Source organism: Caldithrix abyssi DSM 13497, from assembly GCF_001886815.1.
GTDB classification, from domain to species: Bacteria; Calditrichota; Calditrichia; order Calditrichales; family Calditrichaceae; genus Caldithrix; species Caldithrix abyssi.
In genome coordinates this window covers 4,236,030-4,258,901 of sequence record NZ_CP018099.1, presented here as the reverse complement: position 1 = coordinate 4,258,901, position 22,872 = coordinate 4,236,030, and the positions used below count along the sequence as shown (strand labels likewise).

The following is a 22,872-nucleotide window of genomic DNA, read 5'->3' as shown; positions in this document are numbered from 1 at the left end:
GTGCTATGAAAGGTTTTAATTTTGAAAAAAATTTGCCGCATCAAACAAGAGCGGTTGAAAGTATAATATCCGTTTTTGAAGGATTGACAATTGAAAAACCGCAAGGCATAAACAGGCAATATATTAATCCCGTTATAAACAATAGGGGCGAAGATAAGAAAAAATATATTAGTAATATTTTACATGTTCAGAAGGAAAACGGCATAACCGAACCGCCTAAATCCGACAGTAATATCATTGACATAATGATGGAAACCGGAACGGGAAAAACTTATACCTATACCAAAGCCATTTTTGAATTGAACAAAAATTACGGTATTTTTAAGTTTATTATTGTTGTTCCTACGCTATCAATCAAAGCAGGAACTATAAATTTTCTCAAATCACCTTCGGCAAGAGAACATTTCAAAGAGCAATATGGAAAAACCATCAATTTGTACGTTGTTGAGAGCCAAAAGAACAACAAGAACAAAAAAAGCTATATGCCCCAGGCAGTCAGTAATTTTGTTAATAGTATCGATTTTGATATGAATTCAATTCAAGTATTACTGATAAATGCCGGAATGATTAATTCCGATACAATGAAAAAGAGTTTTGACAGAACACTTTTTGATAAATACACGGTTCCTTTTAATGCTTTAGCAGAGGTTAAGCCATTTGTAATTATTGATGAGCCACACAAATTTGCAAAAGGAAACAAAACCTGGGAAAATATTCAACTTCTAAAGTCGCAATACATTATTCGCTTTGGAGCTACATTTAAGGAATACGAAAATCTTATTTACACACTCACGGCGGTTGATGCTTTTAACAACAATTTGGTAAAAGGTGTAATTGGTTATGTTGAGGAGTTTGAGATTGGTAAAAATGTAATTGTCAGGCTAGTAAACACAGACGGCAAAGAAGCAACTTTTGAACTCATTGAAAACAAAAAAAGGAAACAATACAAAATAGTCAAAAAACAGAGTTTAAGTATTGTTCATCCTGAAATGACCGACTTGTATATAGAAAACTTGAACAAATCAGAGGTGGTATTATCCAATGGTTTATCGCTTAAAAGAGGAGATAAATTAAATCCGTATTCTTATTCCGAAACATTGCAGGAAAAAATGATTAAAAATGCAGTGGAGAATCATTTTAAGTTGGAAAAAGAATTGTTAACTAAAGACGTAAGAATAAAACCTTTGACATTGTTTTTTATTGACAATATTGAAGAATACAGAAAACAGGACGGATATGTTCGAACAACTGTTGAACAATATATAAAAAGTTACGCCGAAGAGTTATTAAAAACAGAAACCAGTGAATTTTACAAAGAATATTTGAAAAAAACCATTGAAAATTTGTCTTTAACTCATGGTGGATATTTTTCTAAAGACAACACCGAAAAAGATGAGGCAATAGAAAAAGAGATTAACGAAATATTGCATGATAAAGAAGCAATTCTTGATTTAAATAATCCAAGAAGGTTTATATTTTCAAAGTGGACCTTACGGGAAGGTTGGGATAATCCAAATGTTTTTCAAATATGTAAGTTAAGAAGCAGCGGAAGCGAGATTTCAAAACTGCAAGAGGTTGGGAGAGGCTTGCGTTTGCCTGTAAACGAATACATGAACAGAGTAAAAGGAGAGCAATTTTATTTGAATTATTATGTTGATTTTACGGAAAATGATTTTGTTGACAGGCTCGTAAATGAAATCAACGAAAAATCCAACGCAATACCGATAACCGATGATGCCAAAGAATTAACTAAAGAAATGATTAAAAAGATTTTAGAAGTTTACAACGATCAATTCGGCAATGAAGACGAACTATTGGAATTTTTAGACGAAAAAAATGTGATAACCCGTTCAAATAAATTCAAAGAAAACGGTTTTGCTTTTATTAAAGCTAATTTTCCATTGATATTTGACGGTGTGGTATCAAATAAAATAAAAAAAGCAACGGAAAAAAAGAAAAAAGTTACTTTGCGCATAGAAAAATATCCTGAATTAAAAGCCTTATGGGAAAAGTTAAATGAAAAAGTGATACTTGAATATAAGTTTGAAAATGAAGATACCTTTAAAGAAATGTTTATAAATTTTTTGAAAGATAACGAAGATTTTTTCAATGAAGAAAATATAAAGGAAAGAAAAATAAAATTGACAATTAAAGACAACCAAGCTGCCGCAGACGAAGAAATTTCTGTATTGAAAGATGAAGTGATACCAGTTGTTACAATGAAGTATTCTGAGTTTTTAAAAGAGTTGTCGAAGCTGCTAAACGCCAACATCAAAACCTTGCATCGATCGTTTTTATATGTGCAAAATGAAATTGACATTAATAGATACTTGAATTATTCTACTTTAAGAGCAATAAAACATGAATTTGATAAATACTTACTTTTCAATGCGATTGATAAATTTGGCATTGAATATCAAAAAGTAACTAATGTAATACATCCTACGAAGTTTACCGATATATATGGCGATCCTATAAAAGAAGTAGACGCTTCTGATATAGGAATTCTTTATTCAAAAGATAAGGTTGCTAAGAATTATTTTCTTGAAGATTTATTTTATGATTCGGAGTTAGAAAAAGATAACATTAAAACCAATATTAAAGAGGTAGTTGTATTTACCAAGATACCAAAAAATTCAATTAAAATTCCTGTTGCTGGAGGCAAAAGCTATTCGCCGGATTTCGCTTATGTATTGAATTATGAAAATGGAGATAAGAAACTTTATTTTTTAGTTGAAACAAAAAATAAAGAAGAAGAATCATTAATAAAAGAAGAATTGCAAAAAATAAGACATGCCGAAAAACTTTTTGGAGATAAAGTAAAGATTAAATTTAAAACACAATTTAGCAATAAAAAGATTGAAGAATTGATAAAAGATATTTATGAATGAGTCCACCTCTATAAAGTCAAGCCTAATTTTTTGTGTAAATTCCTTCCTAACCAAGGACCAGCGGTGTAACCGGAATGGAGCGTAGCGGAATGGAGGTTACACCGCGTTCGCCATTTCGTAGACCTCTGTCTTTACATCCCTGCCTCTGCATGAACGCACGCAGTCAGGCTCCTTTTTTCCTTCTACTTCATTCTCAATACTCATATTTAAATATCTTCGACCACTTTGCCATTCCTCCGATTTCTCCATGCATATTGCTCCTATCAAACGAATACAGGATTCATCATTTGGGAATATTCTTACAACTCTACTGCGCCTTTTTATCTCTTCATTTAGCCGTTCTATCATATTGGTCGACTTCATCTTCTTTCGATGCTCTATGGGCAAACTGTAAACTGTGAAACAAAATTCTATCTCTCTATCTAACCAGTCTGCTACCGACGGCTTCTTATCCTCTAATTTCTTTACTAGCCCTTCTTTCCTTTCTCTGGCCGATTTAATTTCCGGCGCATTAAAAACATCTCTCAACATCTCTAAATATTCCTTGCTATTCTTCTTGCCTATTTTATCCATAAAATTGCGAATAAAATGGACTTGACATCGTTGCCATCTTATGCCTTGAAATTCTCGCTTTACCGCTTTTACAAGTCCCTTATGATCATCTGATACAACATAGCTTAAGCCTTTTAATCCCCGCTCTTTTAATTTCCTAAATATCTCACTCCATGTATCCTCTCGCTCGCTATCTCCTATTTCTACCGATAGTATTTCTCTATAACCTTGCGCATCGATCCCTATTATCACAAATACCGCCTTCCCAATTACTCCGGCTTCTGCTTCTCGTATGTTCTCATATCGTGCATCTATAACTAAATAAGGATATGATTTATCTAAGGGGCGGTTACGCCATTTATTAATATTCTCATCCAATTCTTTTGATAAGTTACTGATTGTGCTTTTTGATATCTCCGTTCCACATAAGTGCTCCACTATTCGTTTTACTTTCCTGGTGGATACCCCCTGAAGATACATCTCTACTAGGGATAACACCAAGGCCTTCTCATTTCGTTGATAACGTCTGAAAAGTTCTGTCTTAAAATTTCCTTCCCTATCTCTTACTACTTCTAACTCTATCACACCTACACGCGTCTTTAATGTCCTTCTGTATATCCCATTACGGTAGCCTTTGCGATGCTCTGTACGCTCATAACGTCCTGCTTGTATATAATCCTCAAACTCTGATTCCAATATCTTCTGTAAATTTTCTTGAACGATTCTTCTTAAAAAATCTTCATCTTCTAGTAAAATATTTTGAATTTCTCTCACCAAACCATTATCTTTTCTTTGTGTCTTTGCCATATCCTTTCCTTTCTTTTTTTTTCTTTTTTTTTTTTGAAAAAAATCAAAGTTAGGAAGGATGTGGCAATTTTTCACTTTTTTCTTTTTTACACAAATTTAAGGACTTGATCCACTATAAAAATGTATTATTATAGATTTTCATTTAACTGGGACTATTGTTTTTATTTTAATTACAGTAAATATATTCGTGTTCATTCGTGAAATTAGTTGTTTTTATACTGGACTCATGAATAATCTCAACCCAATTAATGAAACAAAATATTAGACTTGACTAAAAAGGGTTTAAACTTTTTATTTAGATATTCTCGCTGAAGTTTATCCCGATTTGTCGGGCGTGAATTTTGTTTAAATAAAGGGATTAAACATGTCGTATAGTTTTTCGCATAGCTTCTAATAAAGAAACTTTGTTCAGAACTTAAATATTTTTTTATAATCAGCGTTGATCTGCTTAATCTTCGAGAAAAAATGCACAGAAGGAATTTGATTATATTTCCTTCAAAACTTCTGACTCTTTAGCGGGCAAAGAGTATTGTGAATGCGTGTCAGGTAATGAGTTTCCTTCTCAAGCCAAAGCGTTTAGTCATCATTCATTACTGGTTTTTGAACCTTGATTTTCAGGATTACAGGATTTTCTTGATTTTTTTCACCAGTGAAGCTTTGCTTCACATTTTAAAGAGAAATTTTGGAATGCAGAAAAAATAATCCTGTTATTCCAGAAATCGGGCAAATCCTGGTTCAGAATTTAAGCCTTCCTCGATGGTTACTAATTTGTACATAAGCGCGTTTGCACTAAGTTTTAATGATTAACGTCCGAATATCTTAATGGTATGAAGGGGAGTCTTCACCGTAAAAGATAAAATAGGTGAAGAACAACATTCGTTGAAGATCGTCAGGTAAAGTTAATCGATTAAAGATTGACGTCTGTTTAATCCGGAAATGAAAATTGACATTACCCCGAACTTTGAAATTTGCGGATGAAAAAAATAAGGCTTTACATTCGGGGCTTAAAATGCAGCTATTATCAATGAAAAAAATCGGAGACCAGATTAAAAAGACCGGGATAATGAAAAGATATATCGTCATCGGCGTCATCATCTGGCTTGCCACCATCAGCATCTCGCTGGTCTGGAATCTGATCAATGATCGCAGTAAGCAGATACAAATAACCATGCATGGGGCCAGGGCTTTTTTTGAGCAAATCCTGCTTACTCGTAGCTGGAATGCTTTACACGGCGGCGTTTACGTTCCCATCGATGAGCACACCAGGCCGAATCCATATTTAGACGACCCGCTGAGAGACCTCACCGCCACCAATGGCCTGCAACTGACCAAAATTAATCCCGCGTTTATGACGCGCCAGATATCGGAGATCGCCCGACAGAAAGATGGCGTTCAATTTCATATCACCAGCTTAAAACCATTAAACCCCAATAATAAAGCCGATGAATGGGAAAGGCAGGCGCTTTTAAAGTTTGAAAAGGGCCTGAAAGAAACAGGACAGTTTTTTAAGAATGATTCTGTCAAAGTCTTTCGTTACATGGCTCCGCTGATTACACGTCAGGAATGTTTGAAATGTCATGCCAAACAAGGGTATCGTTTAGGGGATGTGCGAGGCGGCATCAGTATTACTCTCCCTTCCGTCCCGTTGCATCTAAATTATCCTCTCATTGTAATCCATCTTTTATTTGGTATTATTGGGACGCTGGCCATTGTCTTTTTTGGAATATTTAACGAGCGAAAGCAAAGAGAATTAATCAAAGCCAGAGAAGCCGCGGAAGCCGCCGACATTGCCAAAAGCGACTTTCTGGCCTCTATGAGTCACGAAATCAGAACGCCGATGAATGGCGTAATGGGCATGAGCAGTTTACTCATGCAAACGCCGCTAACGCCAGAACAACGAGAGTATGTTCAAACCATTCGCATTAGCGCCGAAAGCCTGTTAACGATCATCAATGATATTCTGGATTTTTCCAAGATTGAATCGGGCAAGATGGACCTGGAGTTCCAGCCCTTTGAATTAAAGACTTGCATTGAAGAGGCCCTGGACCTTGTGGCCCCTAAGGCGGCAGAGAAAAATCTGGATCTGGTCTATTTTATTGAACCCGATGTTCCGACCTATATTGAAAGCGACATTACGCGACTCCGGCAAGTTCTGGTCAACTTGATCAACAATGCGGTTAAGTTTACGCAAAAAGGCGAAGTTTTTATTAACGTGGGCCGGATTGCGCAGGATGGCGACACGGTAGAATTACAATTCTCCGTAAAAGATACCGGCATCGGCATTGCGGAAGATAAAATCAATAAATTGTTTGATGCTTTTACTCAGGCTGATTCTTCAACCACTCGAAAATATGGCGGCACCGGCCTGGGGCTGGCCATCAGCAAACGTCTTGTCGAGATGATGGGCGGACGCATTTGGGTAACCAGTAAAGTGGGCAAAGGCTCGACATTCTATTTTACCATTAAAGCCAAAGCGGCCTCTTCGTTGCCTAAAAAATACCTGAACATTAAAATTCCTGAGCTGACAGGCGTGCACGTCTTAGTGGTGGATGATAACAAGACCAATCGGCGTATTCTTAAACTTCAATGTCAGCGCTGGGGAATGAAAGTACAGGAGGCTGCCACTGCCCGGGAAGCGCTTGAAATTATGAAAAACGGAACGGAATTTGATCTGGCTATTCTTGATATGCAGATGCCGGAAATGGATGGCGTGGAGCTGGCCGCAGAAATTCGTAAGTTATACTCAAAAGAAGAATTACCTCTCATCATGCTCAGTTCTCTGGGCAAACCGCCAAAGTTAAAAGAAAAGGCTGAAATGTTTGACGCGTTGTTAACCAAACCCGTAAAGCAATCTCAATTGTACAACACCCTGCTGGAGGCGTTGAACCGTAAGCCTTCTGTTCAAGAAAAATGGTCGGCATCGGAAGCGACTCTTGACGAGACGTTTGCTCGTAAATATCCTTTAAGAATTTTACTGGCCGAAGATAACTCCATAAACCAGAAGCTCGGTTTAAAGGTCCTTGCTAAAATGGGCTATACGGCCGACCTGGCAGCCAACGGCCTGGAGGTGCTTGAGGCCTTAAAGCAACAGCGCTACGACCTGATTTTTATGGATGTGCAGATGCCGGAAATGGACGGCTTGGAAGCCACGCGTCAGATTATTCAGAACTTTCCGGAGAATGAACGCCCCGTAATCATTGCCATGACCGCCAATGCCATGAAGGGCGATCGAGAAAAATGTTTAAATGCGGGCATGGATGATTACGTAAGCAAACCCATCGATCTGGAAGAGATTCAAGCGGTTATTGCCGCCTGGGGCGAGAAAATTTTAAAAAAGAAGAAGGCAACTTCAGGAGCGTGATAGCATGTTTTTGACCTGAAACCTGTCTTCAGGAATGCCTTAAACTGGATGCAAGAGGGCTTGTTAGAGGGAAGAAATGTGCGCAATGGAGCGCGGAAATTAAAAATACACTAACAAAAACTCTCCATACTTATGAATAGTTAGAGTTCTGCAAAATGTAAATTTTAGTATCATTTCGAGGAGCGGAGCGACGAGAAATCTTTTGTTTTTGTTGAAGTTAGAAGATTTCTCATCCCGATAAATCGGGATTCGAAATGACATGTATGTGCATTTTGCAGAACTCTAATGAATAGTTTTTAATTGCATTCTCTGGCGTACTACCAGCCAGAAATCATCATATACCCAGCCGCTTTTTTTTCTTATATAAAGATGTGCGGTTAATGCCCAGTATTTTTGCCGCTTCGTTGATTTTTCCATTGGTTTGATCTAAAACTTTCATTATGATTTTTCGTTCGCAATTCTCCAGCTCTTCTTTAAGAGAACCGGAAAACAAAACATCTTTTACGGGCTGGGGGCTGCTCATTTGTTGCTGTAATTCTTCCAGCCCAATTAAAGAACCGCGGGCAAAGACAACGGTCTTTTCGATTACATTTCTTAATTCGCGCACATTGCCGGGCCAGGAATAGCGTTTCAATTCGTCCAGCGCCTGAGGGGTAAAATCAATTATTTTTTTATTATAAGTGTCTGCAAATTCACGTAAAAAATGTCGGGCCAACGGTTCTATATCTTCCGGGCGTTCTCTCAATGGCGGGATTTTAATATTGAAGACATTTAATCTGTGGTAAAGGTCTTCTCTGAACTTACCTTCTTTAATTAGTTGAAAGAGATTCTGGTTTGTAGCGGCAATGATCCGAATGTCAACTTTCACGTACTTATTGGAGCCGACCATCATAAACTCGTTATCCTGTAATACATGTAAAAGCTTCGCCTGCAAGGTCAAATCCATATCGCCGATTTCATCCAAAAAAAGCGTGCCGCCGTTTGCCGCCTGAAACTTGCCTAATTGTTCATAGGTGGCGCCGGTAAATGCGCCCTTTTTGTGTCCGAACAATTCGCTTTCTAATAGGTGAGTGGGGATAGCAGCGCAATTTAGTTTTATAAAGGGGCCGGAAGAACGATTACTGGTCAGGTGTATGGCTCTGGCCACTAATTCTTTACCGGTGCCCGTTTCACCCGTGATTAAAACTTTAGCATTTAGAGCCGCTACTTGTTCTATGGTATTGATGACGTTATCTATGGCTTTACTGCAACCAATGATTTTATATCTGCTTTTTATTTCGGCCATCAGACGTGATTTTTCTTCGTAGAGGATCTGTCGTTCCAGGGCATTTTTTAAAGTGATTTGTAATTTTTCCGGATCTACCGGTTTCTCAATGAAATCGAATGCTCCTTTTTTGATGGCCTCGACAGCAATAGAAATTGTACTCTGTCCCGAGACCATTATTACGGAGATATCTTTATTGAAACCGCGAATATTCTCGAGGAGCTCAAGCCCGTCTATGCCGGGCATTTTTACATCTAAAAAGGCCAGATGATAGGTGGATTTTTTTAAGTAGTCCAGCGCCATAATGGGATTTGCGCAGGTTTCCACTTCATATTTTTTATACACTAATAAATTTTTTAGGGATTGTAAGAAATATTCATCATCGTCAACAATTAAAATTCGATACATCAAGACACCCCGATTTTAATTTTTGTTAGATAAAAAACTTTGCAAAGAATATACCATTTTTAAATAGGCGTTAATCGAGATTTAGCTCCGGTCATTCGTTTCATTTTGTTGCCGGGAGGCATCATGGTTGCTCATTGGCAACATTATTTTAACGATGGTCGAAAAATTTTCTGTTGAATAAATAGAGATTTCACCATGATGTTCTTGAATAATTTTTTTAGCAATGGCCAGTCCCATGCCGGTTCCTTCTTTTTTAGTGGTAAAATAGGGCTCGTAAATTTTGTCCCTGATTTCCTGAGGAATGCCGGGGCCAGTATCGGCGATATCGATTTCCACATAAGCGTTAAATCGATCATGCACCGCATCGACTTTATTAACGGTAATAGCAATAGCCCCTCTGGCTCGAATGGCATCGATGGCGTTTTCGATAATAGCCTGAAGAGCCATCTGGATCTGCTGTTCATCTACATAAATGCGATCAACATCTGAAGAAAAATCAAGATAAAAATGAACCGATTGTTCAGAATAACTTTTGAACACGGCAATGGTTTGTCGAATTAAATCCTCCACGCGCACCCAGCCTGGTTTTGGCCTTTCCAGATTGGTGAACTTTAAAAAATTAATGGTTTTTTGTTTTACGCGATTGATTTCTTGTAAAATTAATTTAAGCTCGGGTTCAATAATCGTATAAGTTTTCGGAGCTAAATCGGCTAATTTCAAATTGAGTGTGGCCATGTTTAAATTGATTGAAGATAACGGCGCTTTGATGTCGTGCGCCATTTTTTGTACGGTTTTGCTCCAGCTCTTTAGACGATCGTCTTCAATGGGCCGGGAATAGTCGTTGATTTCAATGTAATAGCCATGAATAAAACCAAATAGAACCTGAATGGGTTTGGCGTAGAGCAAAGCTTTTAAATGGGCGTTATTTTCATTGATTGACAGGTCCTGACGAATTTTTTTTGAATTCCCTAATAAGTTCTGAACAACATTAATGAATGAAGGATATTCGGCAAACAGTTCAAATACGGATCGCTCTTTATATTCGGTAATTCCCAATTTAAATTGATCGATGATGGTATGATTCATGAATTTGATTTTACCATTGGGAGTTAACAACATCACTCCGCGATCCGGATTGCTTAAGATGGAGTGTAAAGTTGTTCGGTAGGCTGAAAAATTATTATAAACCTGAACGCCGGCGTAAACCAACAAAAAGAGGAACAAAAACCAGGCGACATGGCTGGCAAATCGATATGGATAAAGTGGGTTTAAATGATAACTCAAAAAGTATTTTTCGTCTCCACATTGCAAATAAAGTTGATCGGGCCCTTCGCCGTTTTCTTTGATTGAAATGTTGTAAAATCCTTTAAAAAAATTGTGTATTGGGATTTGAACAAACCGTTGAAAATCAGCGCTGAATATTTGCAGTCTGTTTTCATGACGCATTAATAATTCAAATTTAAGGTTTTTATCTAAGTTTAAATCGGAAAAAAGAACGCTGTTAAAGTAGATCGGGTATTGGATGGGATTGTTAAGTTCCAGCGTCGACGATACCTGATAAAGGCGTTGATGTTTTTTGTCAATCAAGATGGTTTTTTTAGGATTTTTACCTGATTGAACGAGCGCCCAGTCCGTTCCTCGCAAATCAAGACGCTTGAGTTCCTGCCCCAGCCAATTAAAGAGCATTAAACGGGCAAATGGCCGCACCTTGCTTTTGTTGATCAGTAGAACAATGATCCGTTCATTTTGTAAACCAAACGGCAGGGCGATGATTTCTGATTTTAAAAAGGGGAATTCTACCGGCGGAAAGACAAAATTTAACCGGCTGTCAAAAGCTGTTAACCAGGAAGAATGATCGGAAAAGGGCGTGACGGCCTCGGCATTACTTGATGCGAAGCTACCTTTCATTAAAATAAAGGCGTTGTGATTGACATTCACTTTTTCAGGGTTGGCCAGAAAAGCGCTACTCTTTACAGTTTGATGTAGTAATTTTTGTTTGCGAATACTGTAGCTGTACAGGCCTCTGGGATAGGCGGCGGCGCCGGCCATGACGTTAAAAATCAGCTCGTCATAGCCGTCTCCGTCGGAATCCAGAAATACGCCGGAGATGGGGCGGAGATCCCATTTTTTGTTTTTTTTAGGGGAACGGGTAATGTATTTTCGGTAGAGAAGAAAACGAGACGGCTGTTGATAATCAATGGCGTACAAAAACAGGGAATCGGCGGTTTTAGTAAAGACGTAAACCTCGTCGTTGCCATCATGGTCGTAATCGCCAAAGATCATGGAGTTGGGCAGCCAGCGTTCTTCAAAGGTCCACTGATCGATTAAGCCGCCATTGTAAGCGTAGATTTTAAGAGCCGATTCGTCGATGTTTTGCTGGTATTTTAAGGCGGCCATTTCGCTGTAGCCGTCGTGATCAAAGTCGTGATATTGAATACAGGGATTGGGAAAGCTGCGCCTGTCTTTTTCAATTTTAACTTTGAATGGTGTGAACCAATCGGGAATGATCGGCTGCACAGCCAGCGTCAATAGAAGAGCAATGGCTCCAATAAACAAATAAAGTTTGATGTTTGGCGCGATTTTAATTTTCATTTGAAAAATTAAACTAAATCCATTTACACCATGCAGAAGGACACGCCGCCTGCGTATTTATTTTAATTAAATTATAGCCAGAGAGTGGATTAAACGTTTCAAAATAAAAATAATAACAATTGTGGCAAGACACAAGAATTTTTGGATCAAAAAGGCAAAAAATGTTGCCGTTTGGAAACGGGATGTTGACGGGGGGAAACATAAAATATAAAAGTTTGCATCTTGATGCTTTTTATAACTATTGGATTTTATTACTAGTTATGCAATTTCATTTATTTTGGCATCTTATTAGCTTATATAAATGAAAAATTAATTTTTATTTGGAGGCAAATAAAATGAATTTAAAGCAAGTTTACATTGTCCTATTTTTTTTCGTAACCACAACATATTTATTCGGTCAAGGTTATTTAGATTGTATTCCTGATGTGCTAGATATCCAGGTTGACGGACAGCTGGTTGATTTTGGTTCTTCAATTGATGTGGAATTAAATACTTTAGACGAGACATTTCAGATAAGATTAAGAGGAAAAAACATAGGTACAGATAATAACCCGGCACCTTACAACAATTTGACAATGTCTTTTGTTCAGTTCAATTCAAGTAGTGATAAGGATAGAATTAGTTTTACTACATATACAAGTAGCGACCTTGATGAATCTTTATATTTTGGATCGGAAGCTGGCGGTGGGGACCAATATGCTGATTATGTCATGTACGAAGCTGTTGACAACGATTCCTGGCAGGCAGGTGAATTGAATGCTGTTTTTATAAATGTTAAACCGAAAAATTGGGGCGAATTTGTAATCAAATTTCGCATGGGACTGGGAACAGATGAAAGTTATAGCAATTTTAACTATGATCCAAGCGGAGGCTACATTGGAGATGATGATCCGAATGGTGCTGGCGATTGCCTTGGCTTTGAAAGTTATGAAATAACTGTTAATATAATTCAGGCACCTCAATACGGCGATTTAACGGTAGAAGTAAAGAATATTGACGGTACATCTACACCATATCCTGGAGATAATGGAAGAGTGCAGCTTTATAATAGTGAGACTTTGGTAGCATCCGACAACACAGATGCGAATGGTAATGCATACTTTTCAAATATTGAGGAAGGTAGTGGTTATTATTACAAAGTTTACCATACACCGGATGATCCGAATAATATTTTTGGCGAAGAATATTGGGGAAAAGAAGAGAATGTAACCATCTATGGTAATACAACCAATTATAGCGAATTTACACGAAATATGCCTTATGGACAGGATATAAAAGTTTATAAGAATGGAGAAGATGTTACAGGGCAAAGTGTAACTGCAGGAACCGAACTTGAATTTAGAATAACCGTTACTAATCCCAATGTTAATAATTATTATGCTCGGACGAGGTTGGTATTGGATCGAAATAAATCGGAATCTTATGATTACGACAACACATCATCCGGCCAAATTGTATATGGTAATAATGGTGAAAAAACATTTATTTTTTATGTAACACTTAATGATGAAGGAGATTATTATAGAGCATTAAGCACACAAACAGATGTGGATGGCGGATACCGTAATACAGACGGATGGGGTTGGATTGAACAACCAATTATAACTATTGAAAACCAATATGGCGATTTAACGGTAGAAGTAAAGAATATTGACGGTACATCTACACCATATCCTGCAGATAATGGAAGAGTGCAGCTTTATAATAGTGAAGGCGTTTTGATAGCCACTGATAACACTGATGCTAATGGTAATGCCTATTTCTCAAATTTAGATGCAGGAAGCGGATATTATTACAAAGTTTACCATACACCGGATGATCCGAATAATATTTTTGGTGAAGAATATTGGGGGAAAAAAGAGAATGTAACCATCTATGGTAATACAACCAATTATAGCGAATTTACACGAAATATGCCTTATGGACAGGATATAAAAGTTTATAAGAATGGAGAAGATGTTACAGGGCAAAGTGTAACTGCAGGAACCGAACTTGAATTTAGAATAACCGTTACTAATCCCAATGTTAATAATTATTATGCTCGGACGAGGTTGGTATTGGATCGAAATAAATCGGAATCTTATGATTACGACAACACATCATCCGGCCAAATTGTATATGGTAATAATGGTGAAAAAACATTTATTTTTTATGTAACACTTAATGATGAAGGAGATTATTATAGAGCATTAAGCACACAAACAGATGTGGATGGCGGATACCGTAATACAGACGGATGGGGTTGGAGTGAACAACCAATAATTAAAATAAAACTAAAAAAAATAATAATTAATATTCCAAAAGGCGGAGAGAAATGGGCAGTAGGCACAAAACAAGATATTACTTGGGAGAGTGAAGGGGTTAATACATTATTAATTGAATATTCAGTAGATGATGGCGCTTCATGGGCTACTATACAGAACAATGTTGAAGCGAGTTTGGGAAAATATGAATGGGAGGAGATTCCTAATACACCATCTGAAAATTGTTATATTAAATTGACTGATTCTGAGAATTATAATGTTTATTCAAAGAGTAATAAATTTTCAATTGTTGAACTTAATGTTAATGAAAATGAGTTAATTACAAAAGAAAAAAATAAATTAAAATACCAAGGAAAGTATATAACATATGTTGGTGTTAACTTATATTTTATGCAAGATCTAATTGCGCAGGGCAAGGAATATATTATTCAAGATTTGTTAGATATTTGCGAGCAAAGAGGTATTAATGTAATAAGAACATGGGCATTTAATGATGATCCTGAGTCCCCTTCAGTTATACAAATGGATCCAGATGAAGAATTAAATGAAGAAAACTTTAACGCTCTTAAAAGAGTCGTTGAACTTGCTGAACAAAGGGGATTCAAACTTATTATGCCTTTAGTAAATCATTGGACAGATTATGGTGGAATGCAAAGGTATGTAATATGGTATAATGAAAAGTTTAATGCACAATTAGATACATCAAAACAAAAATATGAACATCACTTTTATACTAATGAGACGATTAAGAACTGGTATAAAAGTTACATTACTAAAATTGTAACTGAATTCCGTGAAAGTGATGCAATAATGGCTTGGGAACTTGCTAATGAGCCAAGAGAATCAAATTGGAGTGCTCCCGCTCCAACAGATACTGCAGAATTTAAAAAATGGATAGAAGAAATGAGCTCCTATATAAGAGAAAGTTTAGACCCAAATCATTTAATTGGTTTAGGAGGTGAGGGAAACTTTAGTTATAATAAGGAAGATGAAGTCTATTTTAAAGATATATATAACCGAAAAAATATAGACTTTACGTCATTACATTTATATACAGAACCTGAAAAATTAGATTTGAAAAACCTTGATGAGATGGAGAATTATTTTTCAAAACGTAAAGAGTTGAGCAATGAATTGGATAAACCTTTTCTAATTGAAGAATTTGGTTTTAAAAGAGAAATTAATGGGGATGAACAGATAAGAATTGATTATTATAATGGTATTTATCAGCGATTTGATAATCAGGGTGTAAATGGGTCAAATTTTTGGCAGTTATTACATAATGATTTACCGGAGAATGACTGGGATAAAGATACTTATGGTATCTATGAAAATAGAGATTCTGAGATTTTAGATGCTATTGAGAAAGCTGCCAAATCTAGAAATGATATAAATATTGAAATAACGTCTATAAATTTAGTCGATTATCCACCAGATGGTTTGCAAATAATTGGATATGTTGAGGATAAAAATCAAAATCGTAAACCAAATTATACAATTGGTGCTGAAGATCCTGTAGATTTAGTAAGCACTTCATTATGGGCCACAACAAACGAAAATGGTGATTTTAATTACATTAGTACGAATTCTGCAGAGACAAATAATTATATTTATAAATTTTTCTCCCAAGAAGGCGAAGCAGTAGATAAAGTTTTATCGGTTTCTGTTGAAACCACCAGTGATTATGGTGGTAATGAATTAATTGTTGATAAATGGATTACTGTAAATGATGTTATTTTTGATCTAGGAGAAGCAGTGGATCTAAATAATGATACTAAAACTTTTGGCGATAAAGTAAATTCTTCATCTATACCTCCAGATGAATCACTAGCACATAAATCCTTGGAAATTGCAGGAAATTATTTAATTAAATCTATTGGTAATACTCTTGTCGATTATGCAAGTAATCCATTTAATATTGTTGCTTCAATAGGTGCTTTAACCTGTTTAGTTCCTGAACCTATGGTTACAAAAGCTACATGTCCAGTTTCTTTAAAAGCTGTAGTGTCGGGAATAAAGATTAGTGTAGCTAAATCATTTGCAAAAACTGCAATAGATATGTCGGATTTAACTCAAGAAAAAAAGGATAAGTATAATGCGATTATTGATTATGGAGTTGCCGGAATATCATTAGCTAAAATGAGTAAAGATTTTAATATAATTGAAAGTGCGCAATCTTTAACTGATGTTAATAATGTCATCTATACAAATCTTTATTCTGTTGATCATAATTCCACTAATACTATTACTACTAGGTCATCATCTTCAGAAGAAGATGATGCATTATATATGGTTGTAATAGATAGTGATGATAATTATGTCCTAATTGAAATACGTGACAATTCAGAATTAACGGCCCATTTAAGCGATGGGGTATGCAATCCTTCTTCCGGTACTATTAATGATGAATATACTTTTACTGTACTTTATATTGATCCAGATAATCAACCACCAGATAATCCAATAGAATTAGTCATTGATGATGAAGCAAAATATTTAATGACACCCCAGGGATCTAATTGGTCAGAAGGTGTTGAATATATATATGTTAGTAATCCTGGTACATTTTCTGAAGGTGATCATACCTATTATTTTCAAGGTAGCCAAGGTGAGACCAAACTTAGAGAACCTTTAACAGGATATTATAGTTTTTCTGTTGATGATCCAAATACGCTGGATATTGAATTGACATTAGAACCAAATCCAACGGATATAAATACGCAAGTTACATGTACTGCAACCACGAATCCAATAAAAGTTAATTATCCTATAGATTTTGATCAAGACGAAACCCTTGGAGAGTTCGAAGATTCAAATCCCATATACACTAATGAGGATGGTGTTGCAGTTGTTATCTACCATCCAAAAGAAATTGGTACAACATCAATATTTGCATTAGATGGGAACGACCACAATAATTATGATTCAAAATCTCTTACGATAAATGGACAGCAAAATACGTCGCCAACACTTACCTTTACCAAAGAAAGCGGTTATGAAACAGATGGCGTAAATCCAGACCAAGGTATTGAAGGCAGTACCTTTGAGTTCAGAATTAAATATACGGATGTGGATGGAGATGAGCCTAAAGAAGGCTATCCGGTGGTTCATATTTTCGATAATGGCATAGAAATAAGCAGCAGCCCCTTTATCATGTCGGCGGTGAATTCTGATCCGGTAGCCGATGGCCGAATTTATACCTATTCTATTTCCAGCTTAACGGCAAGTGGTAACTACACATATCGTTTCGAAGCGCAGGACGCTAATGGCGCGGTGGCAGAGGGGGAAGGCACCGATACAATGAATGGGCCGGAGGTTACGGAAAATAGTGGTAATAGCGATAGCCTTGTGGCCTATTGGAGTTTTGATGACGGTACGGCTACGGACAATAGTGGCAATGGGAATGACGGAACAATCCAGGGGACACCTACAACAGTGGAGGGCGTTTCTGGTAACGCTCTTCAATTTAATGGAAGTGATTATATTGAAATAGGAAATCTTTCAGAGGAACTAAAGAAGTTTCCAAGCCGCGAGCATTCTTATTCATGCTGGGTTTATCTTGATGCGACGATAAATGATACGCGCTATATTACAGATGCAGCCAATCCTGATGCTGAACCTCCGTTAAATGACCAACGTGGTATTCGGTTTGAATCTTCTCAAAATATTGTGAGTAAATGGATAACGTATGACGGAGATGTAAGAACAATTTCTAAAACGGAATTAGAACTTAATCAATGGTATCATATTTGTGCTGTTAATGACGGAAATGCCGGTAAAATATATATTAATGCAGTAGAAGATACCAGCGAAACTATAACCTCATGGGGCGGGGAAATTGTTAACTTTTTTATCGGAGCCACATCAGGTGGTAGTGGGGGCTTTGTTGGCCGAATAGATGAATTGAAATTATTCAATAAAGCTTTATCTCAATCGGAAATCAATGAACTTGCTAATATCAACAACGCTCCATCTCTAACCTACACAGGTGAAGTCGGTTATGATTCAGATGGCGTCAATCCGGATGAAGGTGAAGAAGGCAGCACGTTTGAATTTAGAATTAAATACACCGATACCGACGGAGATGATCCGGGAGAGGGCTATCCTGTAGTGCATATTTTTGACAATGGCGCAGAAATCAGCGGTAGTCCATTTATCATGTCCGCGGTGAATTCTGATCCGGTAACCGATGGCCGAATTTACACCTATTCTACTTCCAGTTTAACGACAAGCGATAATTATACTTATCAGTTTGAAGCACAGGACGTTAATGGCGCGGTGGCCAATGGAGATGGTACAAATACTATGAATGGACCAGTAGTTATAGAAAATAGTAGTAATGGCGACAGTCTTGTGGCATATTGGAATTTTAATGATGGAAATATTTCAACTGCAACCGATATTTCTGGAAATGGTAATACTGGGACGGTGTACAATGCAACTTTAACAAGTGGTTATGATGATGCATTGGAACAGGCATTTTATTTTGATAGTGATAACGATACAATAATTATTTATATTCAAGAAAATTTAAGTTCAATTAACCAAGGTGACTATACCATCTCAATGTGGATAAAATTTGATGAAATTCCAACGAATAATCGATTTGCGCTTGATATGGGAGATGTAGATCAATTTGGTTTCAGATTTTTAGGAACTACGAAGCCAACATATAAATGGAACTTAAGTTCAGGTAATGTGACATTAACGGCGGATACGGCCTTACAAACAGGATCATGGGCTCATATTGTATCGGTACTTGAAGACAACCGTGGAAAAATATATGTTAATGGGAAAAAATTTGTTGATAGTAGCGTTGTTACAAGCCATCCGTCGGAATTAATTAGCAAATTCGCAATTGGAAATATTTGTGGTGGTGGTCAAGCTCCTACCTATTTCCCTGGATCAATTGATGAAGTAAAAATCTTCAATAAGGCGTTAAGTGATGCTGAAGTTCGGAAACTATTCAATGGTGAGAACATTGCGCCCACTTTAACTTTTACGGGTGAAACCGGATACGAAACAGATGGGGTCAATCCCGATGAAGGTAATGAGGGTAGTGCGTTTGAATTTAGGATCAAATATACGGATGCCGACGGAGACGAACCAAGTAGTGGGTATCCGGCGATTCATATTTTTAATAATGGCACAGAAATAAGTGGCAGTCCTTTTGCTATGTCCGCCGTTAATTCCGATCCTGTGACTTTCGGTAGAATTTACACCTATTCTACTTCTTCCTTAACGGCAAGTGATAATTACACATATCGTTTCGATGCGCAGGACGCTAATGGGGCTATGGCAGAGGGAGAAGGTACCAATACCTTGAGTGGGCCGGTGGTAACGGATAGCGCAAGTGCGGAGCCCATCGGAATAACCATGTATAAAATTGATGGTGGAACCTTTATAATGGGGAATAATAATGGCCCCAGTGATGAACAACCTGAGCATGAAGTTACTGTGAGTACTTTTCAATTAAGTAAACATGAAATTACAAATCGTCAGTTTGTTGAAGTTTATAATTGGGCTTTGGAGCAGGGAAAAATTTCAGTTAATAGCACAACAGTAGAAAATACCGCAGGTGAGCACCAGGAATTACTCGATTTGGATGCTGAAGGTTGCTATATCAGTTATAATGGAACACAATTGGTCGTAGAAGATGGGAGAGATGATCAGCCGGTCTGTGAAGTGACCTGGTATGGGGCGGTAGCCTTTTCAAATTACTATAGTGAGAAGAATGGTTTAACGCCTGTCTATGATTTTAATGATTGGTCTTGTAATTGGGATGGAAATGGTTATCGCCTGCCAACGGAGGCAGAATGGGAATATGCAGCAGGTGGAGGGAATCAATCTCATGATTATGAGTATAGTGGTAGTAATAATGTTGATGAAGTGGGATGGTATTTAGATAACAGTGGTTCACAACCTCACGTTGTAGGTACCAAGAATCCAAATGAATTAGGGCTTTATGATATGTCGGGCAATAATCAGGAATGGTGTTGGGATTATTTTGGCAACTATAGCTCTGAACCGCAAACAGATCCTGTAGGTCCAAGTAGCCAGGAAGATGAACGACGTATTTTGCGAGGTGGAAGTTGGAGTAGTACAGCAGATATTTTACGTGTAACGAATAGAGAACATATTAGTGCGAATCTGAGTAATGGTGATACAGGTTTTCGTATTGCTAAAAAATATTTAGGAGAACCAACTTTAACCTGGACAGGTGAAGCCGGTTACGAATCGGATGGCGTCAATCCTGATACATTAAAGGAAAATGAAACAGTGACCTTCCGTGTCAAATATAGTGATCCAGATGGAGATCAACCCGCGGAAGGTTATCCTAAGGTCTATATTTTTAAAAATGGTAATGCGATTAATGGTAGCCCATTTGTTATGTCTCAGGCAAATTCCGAATCTTTTATTTCAGGCCGAATTTACTTATTAACCACTGATAGTTTAGTGGAAGGAAATGATTATACTTACAAATTTGAAGCAAAAGATATAAATGAAATCACTGCAATTGGTGAGGCTACGCAAGAAAAACAAGGGCCTGTGGTAGAAAAATCAATACCTGCAGCTCCGCAGCTTGTTTCCCCTGAGAACAACTCATTAAATCAAGAACTAACGTTAATTTTAGATTGGAACGATGTTGAAAATGCGGAAACTTATCAACTTCAGGTCTCGGATTCTTCTGATTTCAGTCATTTAATTATTAATCAGCAAGGAATAGATACATCCCAATATGAAGTCACGGATGATATTTTACATTATAGTACAAAATATTTCTGGAGAACCAACGCACAAAATTCTTCAGGAACAAGTTCCTGGAGCGATGAATGGAATTTCACAACAAAGAATGCGCCTGAATTAAGTGTATCCCCAGAATCCTGGGATGCTCCACCTGCAGGTGGAACCAGTTCTGAATTTAGCGTTACGAACTCCGGTAATGATGATTCTTTAAAATTTACTGTAACTACTTCTGATAATTGGTTGTCGGTGAATATCACTGATAGCATAACTCCAGGAAGTTTTACAATTACTGCTGAATCCAACAACACAGGGACAGAAAGAACCGGAAATGTAGAAGTTAAAGCAACTTCAGATGACGTAATAAATTCTCCCTTTATTGTCACTGTCACACAAAACCCCATTCCCGATGATATTCAGTGGCAATCAGTCTTAACGGTTAGTGATGAAAATGGTAATAAATCAGAATTGACTTTTGGTACAGCAACCAACGCAACAGATAACTATGATGATGATTATGACCAATATGCGCCGCCACCTCCGCCATCGGGTTCTTTTGATGCTTCCTTTTCTCTTAATAATGAAAGGTATATAAAAGATTTCCGTGCCCCACTTTCTTCGGACGATTCAGTTCGTATTGTTTGGAATGTTGAATTCCAATATTCAAACGGTGGAGATCCAATTACACTTGAATGGAACAATTCAGCTTTTAATGATGAAGGCTATTACACTCTGGTTGATGATCCTGATTCGCCTCAAGAGATAAATATAGATATGCGGGAGGATAGTTCCTATACAGTAATCAATACTGAAATTGATGAATTATTTATTGTTTATCAAAATGTGACATCCTTTGAAGTGTTTCTAATGAAAGACTGGAATATGGTTGGCTTACCATTGGAAGTACATGATGGTTATTATCTAACGCTTTTCCCGAATGCCATTGAAAATACACTTTATAGTTGGCAAGGTTATTATGAATTGGAAGACACTTTAAAACCTGGTGTTGGTTATTGGTTAAGAAATGAGATCGATGACACTGTACAAATAAATGGAAAGGCAATTCAATCAGTTACCATAGATTTGATAAAAGACTGGAATATGATTGCAGGACCTTCCGGAGATGTACCATTGGCAGCAGTAGAAGATCCAGATCAAGTGATTATTGAGAATACTCTCTATCAATGGGACGGATATTATGTTTTATCTGATACAATTAGACAGGGAAAAGGTTATTGGCTTAGAGCAAGTGATTCAGGAAGAATAACTATAAGTTTGGCTAATAACACTAATTCAGAATATTTAGCTAAAAGAAAAGTTTACCATATAATATATTCATATCCTACAATTACTATTACGGATGCTGGGGGTTCTCATAGAAATTTATATCTTGGTTTAAAATATAAAAATGCTGAAGATAGTTTGAAGTACACATTACCACCTGTTCCTCCTTCAAATTGTTTCGATGTCAGATTTGATAATCAATGTTATGCAACGGGGAAAAATGAAGTAAAAATATTAATTCAAACTTCAAATTATCCTATTAATGTGGAAATAACTGGATTAGAATCTAAGGATGGTTATCAATACGTTTTAAAAGCAAATGAAGGGAATGAACAATTTACTTTTAAAGAAAGCGGTGAATTTGTATTTAATAATAAATTAATTGAAAGTTTAATACTAACTATTGAAAAGATAATTCCTAAGAAATTTATGGTTTATCAAAATTATCCTAATCCCTTCAATCCAACTACAGAAATTAGATATGACTTACCTGAATCTGGAAAAGTAAAAATAGAAATATATAATATTTTGGGAGAGAAAATTCGTACTTTATTCTCTGGTTATCAAGAAGCCGGTATTCATAAAATAAAATGGGATGGTAAAAATGCTATGGGGCATCCTATGAGTTCAGGTATTTATTTTTATATTGTCAATAAAGGAATGAAAAGATTTGTTAAAAAAATGATATTAATGAAATAACCATTT

At 36.7% G+C, this 22,872-nt stretch carries 6 protein-coding genes; 3 read left to right on the top strand and 3 right to left on the bottom strand.

Going from position 1 to position 22,872, the window contains the following annotated elements; all coding sequences use genetic code 11:
* The first annotated feature begins 5 nt into the window (after nt 1-5).
* A complete protein-coding gene (locus tag Cabys_RS16505; RefSeq protein WP_006927292.1) occupies nt 6-2,891 on the top strand; it encodes a type III restriction-modification system endonuclease in 2,886 nt (961 codons plus the stop codon).
* Nucleotides 2,892-2,987: 96 nt separating this feature from the next.
* On the opposite strand, the gene Cabys_RS16500 is transcribed toward Cabys_RS16505, so the two are convergent.
* A complete protein-coding gene (locus Cabys_RS16500) occupies nt 2,988-4,250 on the bottom strand; it encodes an IS256 family transposase (RefSeq protein WP_006926907.1) in 1,263 nt (420 codons plus the stop codon).
* Nucleotides 4,251-5,313: 1,063 nt separating this feature from the next.
* On the opposite strand from Cabys_RS16500, the gene Cabys_RS16495 reads away from it, so the two are divergent.
* Nucleotides 5,314-7,611 carry a response regulator gene (locus Cabys_RS16495; protein WP_169833728.1) on the top strand — a complete coding sequence of 766 codons (2,298 nt, stop codon included), beginning with the start codon at nt 5,314-5,316 and terminating at the stop codon, nt 7,609-7,611.
* Between the two features lie 334 nt (nt 7,612-7,945).
* Here Cabys_RS16495 and Cabys_RS16490 read toward each other — a convergent pair whose 3' ends face one another.
* Both Cabys_RS16490 and Cabys_RS16485 read right to left on the bottom strand, forming a co-directional pair.
* Nucleotides 7,946-9,283, bottom strand: coding sequence for a sigma-54-dependent transcriptional regulator (locus tag Cabys_RS16490; protein WP_006927290.1), 1,338 nt, complete (start codon nt 9,281-9,283; stop codon nt 7,946-7,948).
* 81 nt (nt 9,284-9,364) lie between these two features.
* A complete protein-coding gene (locus Cabys_RS16485; RefSeq protein ID WP_006927289.1) occupies nt 9,365-11,875 on the bottom strand; it encodes an ATP-binding protein in 2,511 nt (836 codons plus the stop codon).
* Between the two features lie 335 nt (nt 11,876-12,210).
* Here Cabys_RS16485 and Cabys_RS16480 point away from each other — a divergent pair, with 335 nt between their 5' ends.
* A complete protein-coding gene (locus Cabys_RS16480; protein ID WP_006927288.1) occupies nt 12,211-22,866 on the top strand; it encodes an SUMF1/EgtB/PvdO family nonheme iron enzyme in 10,656 nt (3,551 codons plus the stop codon).
* Nucleotides 22,867-22,872 lie beyond the last annotated feature (6 nt).

Excerpts from the sequence above, each read along its gene's own strand:
- Cabys_RS16505 (WP_006927292.1), top strand. The coding sequence starts at position 6 with ATGAAAGGTTTTAATTTTGAAAAAAATTTGCCGCATCAAACAAGAGCG.
- Cabys_RS16500 (WP_006926907.1), bottom strand. The coding sequence starts at position 4,250 with ATGGCAAAGACACAAAGAAAAGATAATGGTTTGGTGAGAGAAATTCAA.
- Cabys_RS16495 (WP_169833728.1), top strand. The coding sequence starts at position 5,314 with ATGAAAAGATATATCGTCATCGGCGTCATCATCTGGCTTGCCACCATC.
- Cabys_RS16490 (WP_006927290.1), bottom strand. The coding sequence starts at position 9,283 with ATGTATCGAATTTTAATTGTTGACGATGATGAATATTTCTTACAATCC.
- Cabys_RS16485 (WP_006927289.1), bottom strand. The coding sequence starts at position 11,875 with ATGAAAATTAAAATCGCGCCAAACATCAAACTTTATTTGTTTATTGGA.
- Cabys_RS16480 (WP_006927288.1), top strand. The coding sequence starts at position 12,211 with ATGAATTTAAAGCAAGTTTACATTGTCCTATTTTTTTTCGTAACCACA.